The organism is Micromonospora sp. bgisy143, assembly GCF_057708145.1.
In genome coordinates this window covers 23,212-39,471 of sequence record NZ_JBYIRN010000016.1, presented here as the reverse complement: position 1 = coordinate 39,471, position 16,260 = coordinate 23,212, and the positions used below count along the sequence as shown (strand labels likewise).

17 protein-coding genes are annotated in these 16,260 nt (G+C 72.5%); 13 read left to right on the top strand and 4 right to left on the bottom strand.

Translation table 11 applies throughout. From position 1 onward, the window contains the following. Nucleotides 1-159 precede the first annotated feature (159 nt). The gene (locus AC3EN4_RS19285; RefSeq protein ID WP_422736528.1) at nucleotides 160-696 is read left to right on the top strand and encodes an HNH endonuclease; all 537 of its coding nucleotides are present in this window, start codon (nucleotides 160-162) and stop codon (nucleotides 694-696) included. Nucleotides 697-766: 70 nt separating this feature from the next. Here the strand turns inward: AC3EN4_RS19285 and AC3EN4_RS19280 are convergent, their stop codons facing one another. Beyond that, the gene (locus AC3EN4_RS19280; RefSeq protein ID WP_435207188.1) at nucleotides 767-2,356 is read right to left on the bottom strand and encodes a DUF6194 family protein; all 1,590 of its coding nucleotides are present in this window, start codon (nucleotides 2,354-2,356) and stop codon (nucleotides 767-769) included. A gap of 54 nt (nucleotides 2,357-2,410) precedes the next feature. On the opposite strand from AC3EN4_RS19280, the gene AC3EN4_RS19275 reads away from it, so the two are divergent. Next, nucleotides 2,411-3,190: a TioE family transcriptional regulator gene (locus AC3EN4_RS19275; protein ID WP_435207187.1), complete on the top strand. Its 780-nt coding sequence runs from the start codon at nucleotides 2,411-2,413 to the stop codon at nucleotides 3,188-3,190. On the opposite strand, the gene AC3EN4_RS19270 is transcribed toward AC3EN4_RS19275, so the two are convergent. The 3 genes from AC3EN4_RS19270 to AC3EN4_RS19260 form a co-directional block, all read right to left on the bottom strand. Next, a complete protein-coding gene (locus AC3EN4_RS19270; protein ID WP_435207186.1) occupies nucleotides 3,136-3,987 on the bottom strand; it encodes a class F sortase in 852 nt (283 codons plus the stop codon). The two genes, AC3EN4_RS19275 and AC3EN4_RS19270, sit on opposite strands and share 55 nt — an antisense overlap. 12 nt (nucleotides 3,988-3,999) lie before the next feature. Beyond that, a complete protein-coding gene (locus AC3EN4_RS19265; protein WP_422736524.1) occupies nucleotides 4,000-4,521 on the bottom strand; it encodes a hypothetical protein in 522 nt (173 codons plus the stop codon). Between the two features lie 371 nt (nucleotides 4,522-4,892). Beyond that, nucleotides 4,893-5,330, bottom strand: coding sequence for an Lrp/AsnC family transcriptional regulator (locus AC3EN4_RS19260; RefSeq protein ID WP_435207185.1), 438 nt, complete (start codon nucleotides 5,328-5,330; stop codon nucleotides 4,893-4,895). Between the two features lie 146 nt (nucleotides 5,331-5,476). On the opposite strand from AC3EN4_RS19260, the gene AC3EN4_RS19255 reads away from it, so the two are divergent. From AC3EN4_RS19255 to AC3EN4_RS19205, 11 genes are read left to right on the top strand one after another with little or no spacing between them, the layout of a single operon-like run. Continuing rightward, the gene (locus tag AC3EN4_RS19255) at nucleotides 5,477-6,379 is read left to right on the top strand and encodes a tryptophan 2,3-dioxygenase (RefSeq protein WP_422736523.1); all 903 of its coding nucleotides are present in this window, start codon (nucleotides 5,477-5,479) and stop codon (nucleotides 6,377-6,379) included. 14 nt (nucleotides 6,380-6,393) lie between these two features. Then, nucleotides 6,394-7,674, top strand: coding sequence for a kynureninase (gene kynU / locus AC3EN4_RS19250; protein ID WP_435207184.1), 1,281 nt, complete (start codon nucleotides 6,394-6,396; stop codon nucleotides 7,672-7,674). After that, a complete protein-coding gene (locus AC3EN4_RS19245; RefSeq protein ID WP_435207183.1) occupies nucleotides 7,671-9,008 on the top strand; it encodes an FAD-dependent oxidoreductase in 1,338 nt (445 codons plus the stop codon). The genes kynU and AC3EN4_RS19245 overlap by 4 nt, the downstream gene beginning before the upstream one ends. A 23-nt stretch (nucleotides 9,009-9,031) precedes the next feature. Further along, nucleotides 9,032-10,513: a 2-hydroxymuconic semialdehyde dehydrogenase gene (locus AC3EN4_RS19240; protein ID WP_435207257.1), complete on the top strand. Its 1,482-nt coding sequence runs from the start codon at nucleotides 9,032-9,034 to the stop codon at nucleotides 10,511-10,513. Between the two features lie 20 nt (nucleotides 10,514-10,533). Then, entirely contained in the window at nucleotides 10,534-11,331 is a 798-nt protein-coding gene (locus tag AC3EN4_RS19235; RefSeq protein WP_435207182.1) for a 2-keto-4-pentenoate hydratase, read from the top strand. Beyond that, nucleotides 11,328-12,260, top strand: a complete 933-nt coding sequence (locus AC3EN4_RS19230) for an acetaldehyde dehydrogenase (acetylating) (protein WP_422736519.1) — start codon at nucleotides 11,328-11,330, stop codon at nucleotides 12,258-12,260. The genes AC3EN4_RS19235 and AC3EN4_RS19230 overlap by 4 nt, the downstream gene beginning before the upstream one ends. Then, nucleotides 12,257-13,357, top strand: a complete 1,101-nt coding sequence (gene dmpG / locus AC3EN4_RS19225) for a 4-hydroxy-2-oxovalerate aldolase (RefSeq protein WP_435207181.1) — start codon at nucleotides 12,257-12,259, stop codon at nucleotides 13,355-13,357. Before AC3EN4_RS19230 ends, dmpG begins: the two co-directional genes overlap by 4 nt. Beyond that, nucleotides 13,354-14,127: a 2-keto-4-pentenoate hydratase gene (locus AC3EN4_RS19220; protein ID WP_435207180.1), complete on the top strand. Its 774-nt coding sequence runs from the start codon at nucleotides 13,354-13,356 to the stop codon at nucleotides 14,125-14,127. Before dmpG ends, AC3EN4_RS19220 begins: the two co-directional genes overlap by 4 nt. After that, a complete protein-coding gene (locus AC3EN4_RS19215) occupies nucleotides 14,124-14,546 on the top strand; it encodes a RidA family protein (protein ID WP_422736516.1) in 423 nt (140 codons plus the stop codon). The genes AC3EN4_RS19220 and AC3EN4_RS19215 overlap by 4 nt, the downstream gene beginning before the upstream one ends. Beyond that, on the top strand, nucleotides 14,543-15,067 hold the full coding sequence (locus AC3EN4_RS19210; protein WP_355052291.1) for a 3-hydroxyanthranilate 3,4-dioxygenase: 525 nt from the start codon (nucleotides 14,543-14,545) through the stop codon (nucleotides 15,065-15,067). The genes AC3EN4_RS19215 and AC3EN4_RS19210 overlap by 4 nt, the downstream gene beginning before the upstream one ends. Then, nucleotides 15,067-16,074 (top strand): amidohydrolase family protein, encoded by a 1,008-nt coding sequence (locus tag AC3EN4_RS19205; protein ID WP_435207179.1) that lies wholly within the window; start codon nucleotides 15,067-15,069, stop codon nucleotides 16,072-16,074. Before AC3EN4_RS19210 ends, AC3EN4_RS19205 begins: the two co-directional genes overlap by 1 nt. Nucleotides 16,075-16,260 lie beyond the last annotated feature (186 nt).

The following is a 16,260-nucleotide window of genomic DNA, read 5'->3' as shown; positions in this document are numbered from 1 at the left end:
ATCCGACCCCGGATTAGTACGTGCAATCCGGGGTCCGATCAGGGACTATTGGCGCAACGGACGTCGGTGATCGAACGGGCGTCGACGGTGCGGGCCCTCGTGCCCAACTCCGGTCGGCGGCAGGTTCGCAGCAGCCGCTGAACCGGGAGGGTGAGCGCGATGCCTGACATACGACCCGCGGTGGGCTCCGGCGCGCTGGTTCTCAACGCCACCTACGAGCCGCTGTGTGTCGTGTCGGTGCGTCGCGCCGCGATCCTCGTCCTCTCGGCCAAGGCCGTCTGTGTCGCCGATGGCGACGGCATCCTGCACAGTGCCCGGGACGCGCTGCCGGTGCCGTCGGTCGTGCGGCTGACCCGCTTCGTCCGGGTGCCCTACCGCACCCACGTCGGGCTGTCCCGCCGTGCGATCTTCGCCCGGGACGGCTGGCGGTGCGCCTACTGCCGGGGCCCGGCCGAGACCATCGACCATGTCTTCCCGCGCAGCCGGGGTGGCCGGCACGCCTGGGAGAACGTGGTCGCCGCGTGCGCGCGGTGCAACCACACCAAGGGCGACAAGACCCCGGCCGAGCTGGGCTGGCGGCTGCACGCCCTGCCCGCCGCGCCGAAGGGCACCGCGTGGCGGGTCCTCGGACACCGCGCCCCGGACCCGCGCTGGGCCGACTGGCTCGACCTGCGCGAGCCCGAAGCGGCGGCCTGACCCGTACCCGTGCGGGCCCGGCCGCATCCGCGCGGGCCCGGCAGCCCGGGACGGCCGACGGCGGTCGCGCTCAGTCCTGTTGGTCGGCCGCCCGACGCGTCGCGCGCTCGTGTCGGTCGACCGCCCGCCGGTGCGCGATCGCGATGAGCCGGTCGATCTCGGGCAGCATCTGCGGACCGGGCATCACGATGCTGGCGAAGCCGTACAGCGCGTAGTCCGGATGCGGCGTGAGGGTGTCCAGCCGGGCGTAGTCGAAGTCGTCCCGGTGTTCCTCGAAGGCAGCCGGCGCGAAGCCGAACTTCTTTTCGAACTCGGCCCGGCCCAGCTCCAGGTTGAGCCGGAAGACCCCGGGGCGGTCGAGCTGCCCGGCCTCGTCGAAGCCCGGGACGTCGTGCTCGACGATGGTGGCGAACGGTTGACGACGGTCCGGCCCGACGTGGAAGAACCGGTCGCCCCAGGCGCCCTCGGGTGATCCGTTCTCCGCGCTCGCCACCACCTGCTCGACGCCGGGCAGCGCGCCGATCCGTTCGGCGAGCACGGCCGCGTCGACGCCGGTCGGGATGTGCAACACCGCGTCGGCGTTGTCGATGCTCGCCTGGTCCAGCGGGACGTAGCGGTAGTCGTGCGATCTGCGCTCGGCCGGCACGACGTCGCCGGCCCGCACGTACCCGGGGAGGTCGCCCCGCTGCTGGAGCCGGCCCTCGAAGGTCGACGCCGCGGGCGCGTCGATGCCGAGTGCGGGACTCACGCCGAGGCTGCCGACGACCACCGCGTACCGCTCACCGAGCAGCGCCCCGACGATCGCGCCGGCGCCGGCCCAGGACACCGTCGCCGCACCGACCGTCATGGTGCTCGGATGGCGTTGCAGGTGCGTGTTGTGCGCGAAGACCAGCGTGGGTCCCCGGTCCGCCTCGACCGCCCGGATCGCGAGCAGGTTCTCGGCCATCAGCGCGTCCCGGACCCCGGCCAGGTAGGCGAACCGTTCCTCCTGGGCGAGGTCGGCCGCCGCGGCGGCGGCGTGGTAGCGCAGCAACGCGATCGCGGAGGTGGCCTGCACATGCGCCTCCCACCAGCCCGTGGGGCGGCGGTGCGCCTGGCGGTACAGCTCGGTCAGCAGGTCGTCGGCGAGGACCCGCAGCCGCTGGGCGTCGGTCGAGCGTCCGACCGACCGGCCCGGCTCCCAGACGGCGGCGGTGTCGCTCCACCGGGCCTCGTCCCCGACCAGGTCGTCGATCTCCGCCGACCGGTCGAGGCCGAGGAAGTCGCACACGAGCGTCAGGTGCCGGCGCGGGCTCGGGGCGCCCTCCATCTCCAGCGGCGCGTCGAAACCGTGAAACCTCAGCTGCTGCGCGGCGGGCCGTTCGGCGTTCCACTCGCGCATGCGCAGCAGCAGGTCGCGGTTGGCCGGTGCGGCGCCGAAACCGTGACTGAACCCCTCGGCGAGCGCGCGGTCGAGCGGCACCGCCCCACCGCGCACGAACTCGTCGGCGAGCAGTCCGGCGGCCCGGTCGCTCTCTAGGGCGATGGAGCGGTAGCCGTGCTCGGCCAGCGTCAGGAAGGTGTCGTTGCGGATCTGGAGGAAGGCGGACTCACCGTGCGTCGGCTCGCCCAGCGCGAGCAGGGTCGGTCGGCCGGCCAGCAGGTCGAGAAGAGTGGTCATTGCATCGACCGTATCGTTGAACCAGCGGTTGAGACTTTTCAGTGACGGAGCACGGTGGCAACCACGAAACCCTCAAACCCAGGGGTACGGCGACCGATCGACCTCGCGCGGCGGCACGGGCTGTCGGCACAGGCCGTCCGCAACTACGAACGCGACGGTGCGCTGCCACCGGCCGAGCGCACCGGCACCGGGTACCGCCGGTTCACCGAGGTGCACGCCCGGGCGCTGGACGCCTACCTCGCCCTCGTCGCGGGCCACGGTCACGCGGCCGGCGGCGACATCATGCGCGCCGTCAACCGGGGCGAGATCGACGCGGCGTTCCGGACCATCGACCACGGCCACGACCTGCTGCGACGCGACCGGGAGACGCTGGACGCGGTCGAGGCGGCGGTCACCACGCTCACCGCCGGCACGCCCGCGCCGCCGACCCGGCAGGCGGTACCCATCAGCGTGCTCGCGCACCGACTCGGCGTACGACCGGCGACGCTGCGCAAGTGGGAGTCGGCCGGGATCCTGCGACCGGAGCGTGATCGGGTCACCCGCCACCGCGTCTACTCGCCCGACGACGTCCGGGACGCCGAACTCGCCCACCTGCTGCGCCGGGGCGGGTACCGACTGAGCCACATCGCCGACGTGCTGCGCCGGGTACGGGACGCCGGCGGCGCCGAACCACTGGCCGCGTCGCTCGCGCAATGGCGGGCACGGCTCACCGAGCGCGGCCGGGCCATGCTCACCGGTGCCGCCCGGCTCGCCGCGTACCTCGACGGCGGCGCGGGCGGTCACCCGTCACGGGCCTTGACCAGCGAGGCGAAGACCACCAGGTTGTCCGAGTAGCCGGTCTCACCGCCCACCCACCGGCCACCACAGGTGATCAGCCGCAGGCTGGGACGGCTGAAGTCGCCGTACACCTCGTCCACCGGCAGCCGTTCCTTGTCGAACCGCTCCACCGAGTCCACCTCGAAGACCGCCACCCGACCGTCGGCCCGGGTGATGTCGACCTCGTCGCCGGAGCGCAGTTCCCGCAGCCGGTGGAAGACCGCCGGCCCGGTGGTGGTGTCCACGTGCCCGACGACCACCGCCGGTCCGTACTGCCCCGGGGTGGGACCCTGGTCGTACCAGCCGGCCTCCTGGGCGCGGGCCACATCGGGCACCGCGATGGTGCCGTCCGGGGCGATGCCCACGTCGTGCAGCGGCGCCCGCAGGTCGATCGTGTCGATGGCGAGGGCGGTCGGTGGGCTGGCCGGCAGCACCGGAAACTTCTTCGGTGGCGGCCGCAGGCCGGCGCTGATCCGGTCCGGCAGCAGACTCACCCCGGTCACCCGCTCGACGCCGAGCATCGCCACGATCACCACCATCAGTGCGGCGATGACCAGCACCGGCAACCCTGGCCGGTCGGCGAGCCGATGCCGGGCCAGCGGTGGCCCGCCGGGACGGCGCGGCGGCAGCGGTCGGGCGTCCGGGTCGGTGGTGGCGACACTTGCGGAGACCGCCTGCCCGGCGACCCGGCGCAGCCGGGCCATCAGCCTGCGGGTGGCGCGCAGCGCCCTCGCGGCCCGGACGCGGGCCGGATGGCCCGACCGCGTGGAGCGGGCAGGGCGATCCGACCGCGCACGCGCGGATCTGCGGGTCATGGCAGCTCCGGGTCAGGAGCCGGCTCCGGGCCGACGCCGACTGCCCACCATGCCGAGCGCGACCGCGGCGGCCACCAGGGCCACGCCGCCGAGGACCAGGACCGAGCCGGTGCCCCGTCCGCCGGCGGTGCCGCCGCCCCCGGTCGCCGGCCCCTTACTGGGCGAGGCCATGTTGAGCACGGTCAGCATCGTCTGGGCCGTCTGGTTGTTCTGGCAGCGCAGGTCGACCTGGTAGTCACCGGGCTCCTTGTTGCCCGGAACGGTGACCTCACCCTTGAGGAAGCCGTTGTCCGGCCTGAGCATCACGTGCCCGAACGCGTCAGAGTGCACGTTGGCCTGCCGGTCGTTGTTGTTGTCGCAGCTCGCCCGGATCGTCACCCGGCCGCCCGCCGGGACGCTGTTCGGTGTCACCTCGACGAAGGTGTTCTCACCGGCGCGCGCCGGTGCGACCGACAGCAGGACGAACGCCCCGATGAGCCCGACCAGCGTCAGTGCGGACGAGAGCGCGCGGTTGATCGTGCGAAGACCCTGCATGATTTCCCCCCAACCGGCGACGACCGCCGGAACCCTCCCCTGGGCACGCGCGCTGCTTTCCCCGTCCCGCAGAGGCAAACCCCGCCCCACCCCGCGCCCGGGCCCACGCGCCCTCCCGCCCCACCCCGCGCCCCCGCCCCGCGTCGATCATGGAGTTGTGGAGCCCCGCAAAAGGTGCATCTCGTCACCACCCACCCAGCAAGACTGCATGATCGACCCCGTGCACCGCTCGGGTCCCCGCGATCTTGCACTTGCTGTTGCGACAAAGCGGGGCACAAGGGGCTTTTCGGCAACAGAAAGTGCAAGATCGGCGGGGGAGGGAGGGCGGGGTGCGGCGGGTGCGCGGGGCGGGGGGAGGGAGGGGTGCGGGGTCAGGGGTGGGGGGTTATGGGGTGCCAGGGGAGGGGGGAGGAGAGGACCATGGTGCTCGACGGTTGGCCGTACGGGGCCAGACGGTCGATGACCGCCTCGAAGTCCCCGATCGAGCCGGCGGCGACCTTGAGCATGCTGCACGCGTCGCCGGTGATCCGGTGGATCTCCAGGATCTCCGGCCAGTCGGAGACCTCCGGGTCGTGCAGGATGCAGCGGGCCCCGTAGCAGGACATCCGGATCAGGGCGACCACCGTACGGCCGGCCCGGGTCAGGTCGACGTGGGCGTGGTAGCCGGTGATCACACCGGTCTCCTCGAGCCGGCGGACCCGCTCGGCGACTGCTGGCGGGGACAGGTGCACCCGGCGGGACAGTTCGCTGAACGAGAGCCGGGCGTCGGCCTGCAATTCGCGCAGCAGCGCCCAGTCCATGTCGTCCACGCTCGAACCTTACTTTCGTGAACCGGATTCGCCCAGCTGCCTTCTGTTCGTCAGGTCAGGACGGCAAGTCCCGTTGATCCGGCATTCCGTACGCCGATCCCACCGCGAGATCATGACGTCGGCAGTCCGGGGAAGGGAGACGACTGGTGGAATCGACGGAGCGGCGGGCCGGGAACCGCGTCGCCACGGTGCGACCGGTGACCCCGCGACAACGGGCGGCCCGGGCGGCGCGCAACGGTGGCGAGCCGACCCTTGAGTTCGCCGACCTGGTGCCGTACGACGCGTACGTACGGGCGAGCGCGCTGCACCAGTTGCAGCAACCCCTGAGCGACGACCCCGGCGAGATGTCGTTCCTCATGGTCAGCCAGATCATGGAGCTGTACTTCGGGCTGACCTGCCACGAGTTGCGGGAGACCCAGCGGCTGCTGCGCGCCGACCGGATCTGGGACGCGCTGGCCCCCCTGCGCCGCGCCACCCTGCACCTGGAAGGGCTGAACGCCGCCTGGCAGGGCCTGCGCTGGATGACGCCGGCCGACTTCAACCGGTTCCGCAACCTGCTCGGCGAGGGCAGTGGCTTCCAGTCCGCCATGTATCGGCACCTCGAGTTCCTGCTCGGGCTGCGCGACCCGGCGCTGATCCGCCCGTTCCGTCGGCAGACCGAGGTGCATGCCGCGCTCAGCGCCGCGCTGGCCGCACCGAGTCTCTGGGACGACGTCGTCGCGCTGTTGGCCCGGCGTGGCTTCGACATCCCCGCCGACCTGCTGAACCGCGACGTGGCGGTGGAACACGAACCGCAGCCGGAGGTCGAGGCCGCCTGGGTGCGGATCTACGCTGACGGCGGCCCGGACAACCACCTGCGGCTGCTCGGCGAGGCGCTCAGCGGTGTCGCCGAGGAGTTCGGCGACTGGCGCTGGAACCACGTCAAGGCGGTGCAGCGGACGATGGGCGCCAAGGTCGGCAGCGGCGGCTCCGCCGGCCTGGCCTGGCTGCAACGCAGCATGGCCCGGGTGGTCTTCCCGGAGCTGTGGTCGGCCCGCACCGCGATGTGACCGGAGAATCAGACATGCACACCCCACAACACGAGGCGCACCGCCTCGACGAGGCCGACCCCGGTCACCGGCACCTCTTCCTCGTGCCGCCCGCCGACGGGGGCGACCACCCCGAGTCGGCGTACCTGGCCGGCAACTCGCTCGGCCTGCAACCCCGGGCCACCCGCGACGAACTCCTCGCCGATGTGGACGCCTGGGGGCGGCTCGGCGTCGAGGGGCACCTGGAGGCCGAGCGCGCCTGGCTGCCGTACCACGAGCTGTTGACCGGCCCGGCCGCCCGACTGGTCGGCGCCCGGCCCGCGGAGGCCGTGGTGATGAACTCGCTCACCGTCAACCTGCACCTGCTGATGGTCAGCTTCTACCGCCCGGCCGGCGCGCGCACCCGCATCGTCATCGAGGACAGCGCCTTCCCCTCGGACAGTTACGCCGTGCGCAGCCAGGCCCGGTTCCACGGCCTGGACCCGGACGACACCGTGGTCCGGCTGCGCCCCCGCCCCGGCGAGGACGCGCTGCGTACCGAGGACGTCACCGACTACCTGGCCGCCGAGGGCGACCGGGTGGCGCTGGTGCTCCTGGGTGGCGTCAACTACCTGACCGGTGAGCTGCTGGACATCCCGGCGATCACCGCCGCGGGCCGGGCGGCCGGCGCGGTGGTCGGTTGGGACCTGGCCCACGCGGTCGGCAACGTGCCCCTCGCGCTGCACGACTGGGACGTCGACTTCGCGGCCTGGTGCTCCTACAAGTACCTGAACGCAGGTCCCGGCGCCCTGGCCGGCGTCTTCGTGCACGAGCGCCACCTCGGCGATCCCGACCTGCCCCGCTTCGAGGGCTGGTGGAGCACCGCGGCGGCCACCCGGTTCGAGATGACGCCGGTGTCCCGCCCACCGTCCACCGTGGAGGCGTGGCAGATCTCCAACCCGCCGATCTTCGCGATGGGTCCGGTGCGTACCTCGCTGGAGCTGTTCGAGGCGGTCGGCATGCCGGCGCTGCGCGCCCGCAGCCTGCGCCTCACCGGCTGGCTGGAGTCGCTGCTCGACGAGGTCACCGCCGACCGGCCGCTGCGGGTGGTCACCCCGCGCGACCCGGCCCGGCGGGGCTGCCAACTCTCGGTCCGTGTCGGTGCCGGCAACGCCGCCGAACTGACCAAACGCCTACGGTACGAACACGGCGTGATCGCCGACGCCCGGGAGCCGGACGTGGTCCGTTTCGCCCCGGTGCCGCTCTACTCGACGTACCTGGACTGTTGGCGGGCCGCCGCCGCACTGGAGGCCACCGTGGGACAGGTGAACCCGTGACGGCCCGGCGCGACGAGGTCGCGATCATCGGCGCCGGCCTGGCCGGCTGTCTGGCCGCCTGCTTCCTGGCCCGGCGGGGCTATCCGGTGGCGCTCTACGAGCGGCGGCCGGACCCGCGCACCGGAACGGCCGAGCGGGGGCGTTCGATCAACCTGGCGCTCTCCGAGCGCGGGCTGGACGCGCTGCGCCGGATCGGCCTGGCCGACCAGGTGATGGCCGACGCGCTGCCGATGCGCGGCCGGATGATCCACCCGGTCGAGGGGGAGCCGCAGTTCCAGTCGTACAGCGCGGCCGGTGACCGGGCGATCAACTCGATCAGCCGGGGCGCGTTGAACAACGCCCTGCTGGACGCCGCGAACGCGCTGCCCGGGGTACGGGTCGTCTTCGACCACCGTCTCGTCGGGCTCGACCCGACCGACGGCTCGCTGAGCTTCGACACCCCGCACGGCACGGTCGCCGCCAAGGCGTCCGTGGTGCTGGGCGCGGACGGCGCCGGCTCCGCGGTACGCGGGCAACTCCTGGCACACGGGTCGCTGCGCGAGAGCGTGGACTTCCTGGACTACGGCTACAAGGAGCTGACGATCCCGCCGCTGGGTGGGGACTTCGCCCTGGACCCGGACGCCCTGCACATCTGGCCCCGGGGCACCTCGATGATGATCGCGCTGCCGAATCCGGACCGCTCGTTCACCTGCACGCTGTTCTGGCCCAACGAGGGGGCCGGCAGCTTCGCCGCCCTGGACAACCCGGCCGCGATCAGGGCGCACTTCGCGCAGCGGTATCCGGACGTGGTCCCGCTGGCCCCGAACCTGGTGGACGACTACCAGCACAACCCGGTGGGCGTGCTGGGCACGGTCCGTGCCACGCCCTGGCAGGTCAACGGCACCGTCGGCCTGATCGGCGACGCCGCGCACGCCATCGTGCCGTTCTACGGCCAGGGCGCGAACTGCGCCTTCGAGGACGTCGTCGAACTGGACCGCTGCCTGGACGAGTGCGCCGACGAGTGGGCGGCGGCGCTGCCGCTGTTCCAGCGTCGCCGCCAGGAGAACGCCGAGGCCATCGCGCAGATGGCGCTGACCAACTTCGTGGAGATGCGCGACAAGGTCGCCTCACCGGTCTTCCAGACCCGGCGACGGGTGGAGCACGCACTGGAACGGGCCCTGCCCGGCCGGTACGTTTCGCAGTACGAACTGGTGTCCTTCTCCACCACCCCGTACGCCGAGGTGCGCCGCCGGGTGCGCCGGCAGCACCGGGTGCTCGGCGCGGTCGCCGGTGGGGCGGCGCTGCTGCTGGCCGGCGCGATCACGGCGGTGCTCAACCGAGGGAGGCGCGCGTGACGAACTTCTGGGACCCGACGTTGATGACCGGCCGCGCGCCGGCCGGGCCGCCCCGGCTGCGCAACTTCGTGGCCGGCGGGTTCGTCGACGGCGGAACGACGTTCACCAAGGTCAGCCCGGTGACCGGGGAGCCGGTCTTCGAGGTGGCCGAGGCGTCCCGGTCCACCGTGGACGACGCTGTCGCCGCCGCCCGCGCGGCGCTCGCCGGTCCGTGGGGTCGGATGGGCGAGCGGGAGCGCGCCGAGGTGCTGCGTCGCGTCGCCGACGAGTTGGAACGCCGCTTCGACGACCTGGTGACCGCCGAGGTCGCCGACACCGGCAAGTCCATCGCTCAGGCCCGCACGCTGGACATTCCGCGCGGTGCCGCGAACTTCCGGGCGTTCGCCGAGATCGTGGCGACCGCGCCCACCGAGTCGTTCACCACGGTCACCCCGACCGGCGGGCGCGCCCTGAACTACGCGGTCCGCAAGCCGGTCGGCGTGGTCGCGGTGATCGTGCCGTGGAACCTGCCGCTGCTGCTGCTCACCTGGAAGGTCGCCCCGGCACTGGCCTGCGGCAACGCCGTGGTGGTCAAGCCCAGCGAGGAGACGCCCGCCTCGGCGACGGTGCTGGCCGAGGTGATGGCCGCCGCCGGCGTACCCGAGGGGGTGTTCAACCTCGTGCACGGCTTCGGTCCGGACTCGGCGGGGGAGTTCCTGACCCGCCACCCCGGCGTGGACGCGATCACCTTCACCGGCGAGTCGGCGACCGGCGGCGCGATCATGCGGGCCGCCGCCGACGGGGTGAAGGCGGTCAGCTTCGAGCTGGGCGGCAAGAACGCCGGCCTGGTCTTCGCCGACGCGGACCTGGACGCGGCGGTCACCGGCTCGGTGCGGTCCAGCTTCACCAACGGTGGCCAGGTGTGCCTCTGCACCGAACGCATCTACGTGCAGCGGCCGGTCTTCGAGGAGTTCACCGCCCGGCTGGCCAAGCGGGCCGGCGAGCTGGCGTACGGCTGGCCGACCGACGAGGCGACCGCCACCATGCCGCTCATCTCCCTGCAGCACCGGGCCAAGGTGCTCGGGGCGTACGACCTGGCCCGGTCCGAGGGCGCCGAGGTGCTGACCGGCGGGGGTACGCCCACCTTCGGCGACGCCCGGGACGGTGGCTCGTACGTGCAGCCCACCGTGCTCGCCGGCCTCGACGCGGACGCCCGCACCAACCGGGAGGAGATCTTCGGCCCGGTCGTGCACGTCGCGCCGTTCGACACCGAGGACGAGGCGTACGCGCTGGCCAACGGCACCGACTACGGCCTGGCGGCGACGGTGTGGACCCGGGACGTCGGGGTGGCGCATCGGGCCGGGGCGCGGCTGGACGCCGGCATCGTCTGGGTCAACACCTGGTTCCTGCGGGATCTGCGGACCCCGTTCGGTGGGGTGAAGGCGTCCGGCATCGGCCGCGAGGGCGGCGTGCACTCGCTGGACTTCTACTCCGAGCTCACGAACGTCTGCGTGGACCTGTCGTGAGCCGTAACGAGGGAGCGGGCATGGAAGCCGACATCGAGGCCGCGAACCGGGAGTTGGCCGAGGCGCGGAGCAGCGGCAAGCCCTGCCCGCCGCTGCGCGGCCGGTTGCTGCCGGAGGGGGACGTCGAGTCCGCGTACCGCGTGCAGCAGTTGCAGACGCGGGCCTGGCAGGGCCGGGGCGAGCGCCGCGTCGGCGCGAAGATCGGGCTGACCTCCCGGGCGGTGCAGGAGAGCTTCGGGGTGTTTCAGCCGGACTTCGGGATGCTGACCGACGAGATGGCCGTCGGCGACGGGGTCGAGGTGCCCATCGACCGGCTGCTCCAACCGCGGGTCGAGGCGGAGGTCGCGTTCGTGCTGGGCGGCGACCTCACCGAGGAGCGGATCACCACTGTCGACCTGATCCGCGCGGTCGACCATGTGCTGCCGGCCATCGAGATCGTCGACTCACGGGTCGCCGGCTGGGACATCTCCATCGTGGACACGATCGCCGACAACGCCTCCAGCGGACTGTTCGTGCTGGGTACCACGCCGCGTCGGCTCGCCGACGTCGACCTGCGGCTGTGCGGGATGGTGCTGGAGCACGCCGGTGAGCCGGTGTCGGTCGGCGCGGGCGCGGCCTGCCTGGGCAACCCGCTGCACGCCCTGCACTGGCTGGCCGCGACCCTCGCCCGGGCCGGTGATCCGCTGCGCGCCGGGGACGTGGTGCTCTCCGGGGCGCTCGGCCCGATGCTCCCGGTCACCCCCGGGGCCGCGTACGAGGCACGGATCTCCGGGCTCGGCTCGGTCCGCACGTCCTTCAGCAAGGAGGTCTCGTCATGACCACCGGTGTGGCGGTCCTGGGATCGGGAAACATCGGCACCGACCTGATGATCAAAGTGTTGCGACTGAGCGACACTCTGCGGATGGTGGCGATGGCCGGCATCGATCCGGCCTCGGACGGCCTGGCCCGGGCCCGCCGCCTCGGTGTCGTCACCACCGCCGACGGCGTGGACGGCCTCGTCGCGTTGCCCGAGTTCGCCGACGTGGAGCTGGTCTTCGACGCCACCTCGGCCGGCGCGCACCGCCGCCACGACGAGGTGCTGCGGGCACACGGCCGGACCGTGGTCGACCTGACCCCGGCCGCGATCGGCCCGTACGTGGTGCCGCCGGTCAACCTCGACGAGCACCTGCACGAGCCGAACGTGAACATGGTGACCTGCGGCGGGCAGGCGACCGTGCCGATCGTCGCCGCCGTCGGTCGGGTGACCCCGGTGGCGTACGGCGAGATCGTCGCGTCGATCGCCTCGAAGTCCGCCGGGCCGGGTACCCGGGCCAACATCGACGAGTTCACCGAGACCACCGCCCGGGCGATCGAGGTGGTCGGCGGGGCCGAGCGGGGCAAGGCGATCATCGTGCTGAACCCGGCGGACCCGCCGCTGCTCATGCGGGACACCGTCTACTGCCTCTGCCCGGACGCCGACGCCGACCGCGCCGCGATCGCCGCCTCGGTCGGCGAGATGGTCGCCGCGGTGCAGGAGTACGTCCCCGGCTACCGGCTCAAGCAGGACGTGCAGTTCGACCGGGTGCAGGCGTACCTGCCGTCGCTGGGGCGTCAGCTCACCGCCCTGCAGGTGTCGGTCTTCCTGGAGGTCTCCGGCGCCGGGCACTACCTGCCCGCGTACGCCGGCAACCTGGACATCATGACGTCGGCCGCGCTGCGCACCGCCGAGCGGCTGGTGGCCCTGCGCGCGACGGGAGCGGTGGCATGACCGACCTGTACATCCAGGACGTGACCCTGCGCGACGGCATGCACGCCATCGCCCACCGCTACACCGTCGACCAGGTACGCACCATCGCCGCCGCGCTGGACGCCGCCGGTGTGGCCGCCATCGAGGTCGCGCACGGCGACGGGCTCGCCGGGTCCAGCGTCAACTACGGCCACGGCGCGGCCAGCGACGCCGAGTGGATCTCCGCGGCGGCCGAGGTGCTGACCTCGGCAAAGCTGACCACCCTGCTGCTGCCCGGCATCGGCACCATCGCCGACCTCAAGGCGGCCAAGGCGCTCGGGGTGACGAGCGTCCGCATCGCCACCCACTGCACGGAGGCGGACATCTCCGCCCAGCACATCTCCTGGGCCCGGGAGAACGGCATGGACGTGGCCGGGTTCCTGATGATGTCGCACATGAACGATCCGGCCGGGTTGGCCGGGCAGGCCAAGCTCATGGAGTCGTACGGGGCGCACTGCGTCTACGTCACCGACTCCGGCGGCCGGCTGCTGATGTCCGACGTGGCGCAGCGGGTCGACGCGTACCGGCAGGTCCTCGACCCGGACACGCAGATCGGCATCCACGCCCACCACAACCTGTCCCTCGGGGTGGCCAACAGCGTGCTCGCCGTCGAGCACGGCCGCGTCCTCGGGGCCGCACCGGCCGGCCCCGACGCTCCGCACGGCCGGACCGTCCGCGTCGACGCGTCCCTCGCCGGGATGGGCGCGGGCGCCGGCAACGCCCCGCTGGAGGTCTTCGTGGCGGTCGCCGAACTGCACGGCTGGAAGCACGGCTGTGACGTCTTCGCGCTGATGGACGCCGCCGACGACCTCGTCCGCCCGTTGCAGGACCGGCCCGTGCAGGTCGACCGGGAAACCCTCTCCCTGGGCTACGCCGGGGTCTACTCCAGCTTCCTGCGGCACGCCGAGCGGGCCTCGGCGAAGTACGGCGTGGACGTGCGCTCGATCCTGGTCGAGCTGGGTCGGCGTCGGATGGTCGGCGGCCAGGAGGACATGATCGTCGACGTGGCACTGGACCTGGCCGGTGCGGAGGCTGGTGCGCGCGCCCCGCAGCCGCGAACGGAGGATGACGCAGCATGATCGGACCGGACATCGCGGGGATCGCCGAGAAGTTGGGCGCGGCCGCCGCCACGGCCACCGCGATCCCGCAGCTCGCCGCCGAGACCGGCCTCGACGTGGACGGCGCGTACGCCGTGCAGGCCGCGCTGGTCCAGCGTCGGGTCGACGCCGGCGAGCGGCTGGTCGGGCTGAAGATGGGGCTGACCAGCCGGGCGAAGATGGCCCAGGTCGGCGTGGACGAAATGATCTGGGGACGGCTCACCGACTCGATGCGGATACCCGACGGGGGCGCGGTCGAGGTGTCCGCGTACATCCATCCCCGGGTCGAGCCCGAGGTGGCGTTCCTGCTGGACCGGCTGCCCGAGCCGGGCGAACCGGTCGGCGACTTCGCCACGGCGGTCCGCGCGGTCGCCCCGGCCATCGAGCTGATCGACTCCCGGTACGCGGACTTCCGCTTCTCGCTGCCGGACGTCGTCGCGGACAACACCTCGGCCGCCGCGTTCGTGATCGGCCCGTGGTCCCCGGTGCCGGCCGGGCTGGACAACCTGGGCGTGCTGTTGGAGGTCGACGGGCGGGTGGCCCAGGTCGGCTCGACGGCGGCGATCCTCGGCGATCCGCGCCGAGCGCTCGACGAGGGCATCCGGCTGGCCGGCCGGCACGGGGTGCGACTGGAGTCGGGTTGGGTCTTCCTGGCCGGCGCGGCCACCGCCGCCGTGCCGCTGCGCCCGGGCGCGCACGTCCGTGCGGTCGTCGAGAAGCTCGGCACCGCCTCGTTGCGGGCGTCGTCGTGAGCGGGGTGGTGGTGGCCGGCAAGGCCGTGCCCCGGGGGGCGTTTCCGCACGTCAAGGTGGCGGGTGGGTTCGTCTTCGTCTCCGGTACGTCGTCCCGCCGGCCGGACAACAGCTTCGCCGGTGTCGAGGTGGACGAGTTCGGCACCACGAACCTCGACATCCGGGCGCAGACCCGGGCCGTGATCGAGAACATCGGTGACCTGCTGCGCTCGGTCGGCGCGGACCTCACCGACCTCGTCCAGGTGACGTCGTACCTGGTCAACATGAACGACTTCGGTGGCTACAACGAGGTCTGGGCGGAGTTCTTCGACGCGTCCGGGCCGACCCGTACGACGGTGGCGGTGCACCAGTTGCCGCACCCGCACCTGCTCATCGAGATCCAGGCCGTGGCCCTTCTTCCCTCGGGAGGTCAGTCGTGAGTGAGATCGCCGAGCCGTTCAGCTTTCCGGGCTGGATCGCGGAAAACCAGCACCTGCTGAAGCCTCCGGTGGGCAACAAGGAGATGTTCCCCGGCGGGGACGACTTCATCGTGATGGTGGTGGGCGGGCCCAACCAGCGCACCGACTTCCACGTGGACCCGTACGAGGAGTTCTTCTACCAGGTCAAGGGCAACATGCACATCAACCTGATGACCCCGCAGGGGCCGCGTACGGTGCATGTGCGCGAGGGTCAGATGTGGATGCTGCCGCGCAACACCCCGCACTCGCCGCAGCGACCGGAGGCCGGCTCGATCGGTGTGGTCGTGGAGCGGGTCCGCGAGGAGGGCACGCTGGAGACGTTCCAGTGGTACTGCCCGGAGTGCGGGCACAAGGTGCACGAGGTGGAGCTGCAGGTCCGCGACATCGCGGCCGACCTGCCCCCGGTGTTCCAGGCGTTCTACGCCGACGAGTCGGCGCGTACCTGCGCCAACTGCGGCACCCTGCACCCGGGCAAGGGCTGATGCCGGCTGGTGTGGTCGACGTGCACACGCACGTCGTACCCAAGGGATGGCCGGACCTCGGCGCGGCGTGCGGCGGGTCCGGCTGGCCGTGGTTGCGGGTGGACTCCGAACGCGCCGCCATGATCATGGTGGGGGAGACGGAGTTCCGCCCGATCGGCGCGGAGTGCTGGGACGCGTCCCGCCGACTGGCCGACATGGACGCCGACGGTGTCGCCGTGCAGGTGGTCTCGCCGACGCCGGTCTTCTTCAGCTACGACCGGCCGGCCGACCAGGCGGTGAAGGTAGCCCGGATCTTCAACGACCTGACCCTGGAGGTCACCGCCGGCGGTGGCGACCGGCTGGTGCCGTTCTGCCAGGTGCCCCTGCAGGACCCGGACGCCGCCTGCGCCGAGCTGGACCGCAGCCTGGCCGCCGGGCACGTGGGCGTGGAGATCGGCAACCACGTCGGGGACCGGGACCTGGACGACGCCGGGGTGGTGACGTTCCTTCAGCACTGCGCCGAGGTGGGTGCCCCGGTCTTCGTCCACCCGTGGGACATGCCGGGCAGCCCTCGGCTGGACCGCTGGATGGCCCGCTGGCTGACCGGGATGCCCGCCGAGACACACCTGTCGGTGCTGGCGATGATCCTGGGCGGGGTCTTCGACCGGGTGCCGGAGACGCTGCGGATCTGCTTCGCGCACGGCGGGGGCAGCTTCCCGTTCTGGCTCGGCCGCGCCGACAACGCCTGGCACCGCCGGGGTGACCTGGTCCGGGGTGCGTCCGCCGCCCCGCCGAGCAGCTACCTCGACCGGTTCCTCGTCGACTCGGTCGTCTTCGCGGCACCGGCGCTGCGGCTGCTGGTGGACACGCTCGGGGAGGACCGGGTGCTGGTGGGCAGCGACTACCCGTACCCGCTGGGGGAGCGGCCCGTCGGCGCGGTCGTCGAGGTGGCCGACTTCCTCACCGACGCCCAGCGCGACAAGCTGCGATCCACCAACGCCCTGCGCTTCCTGTACGGGCGGCGCTGAGGCGACCCGAGACTGTCCCCGCGCTGGGTCGCCCTGCTGGCGGCCCGCCGGGGCGGCGTCCCTGCGTTCGGTCGGCGGGGGCGGGCACGTGTTCTGCTTCCTTTGCTCTGCTTCACCCCACGCAACACCGGGTGTCCGGTAATCGGACGTCTGCTGTTGCCTCTGTTGAAGCAGAGCAAAGGACCG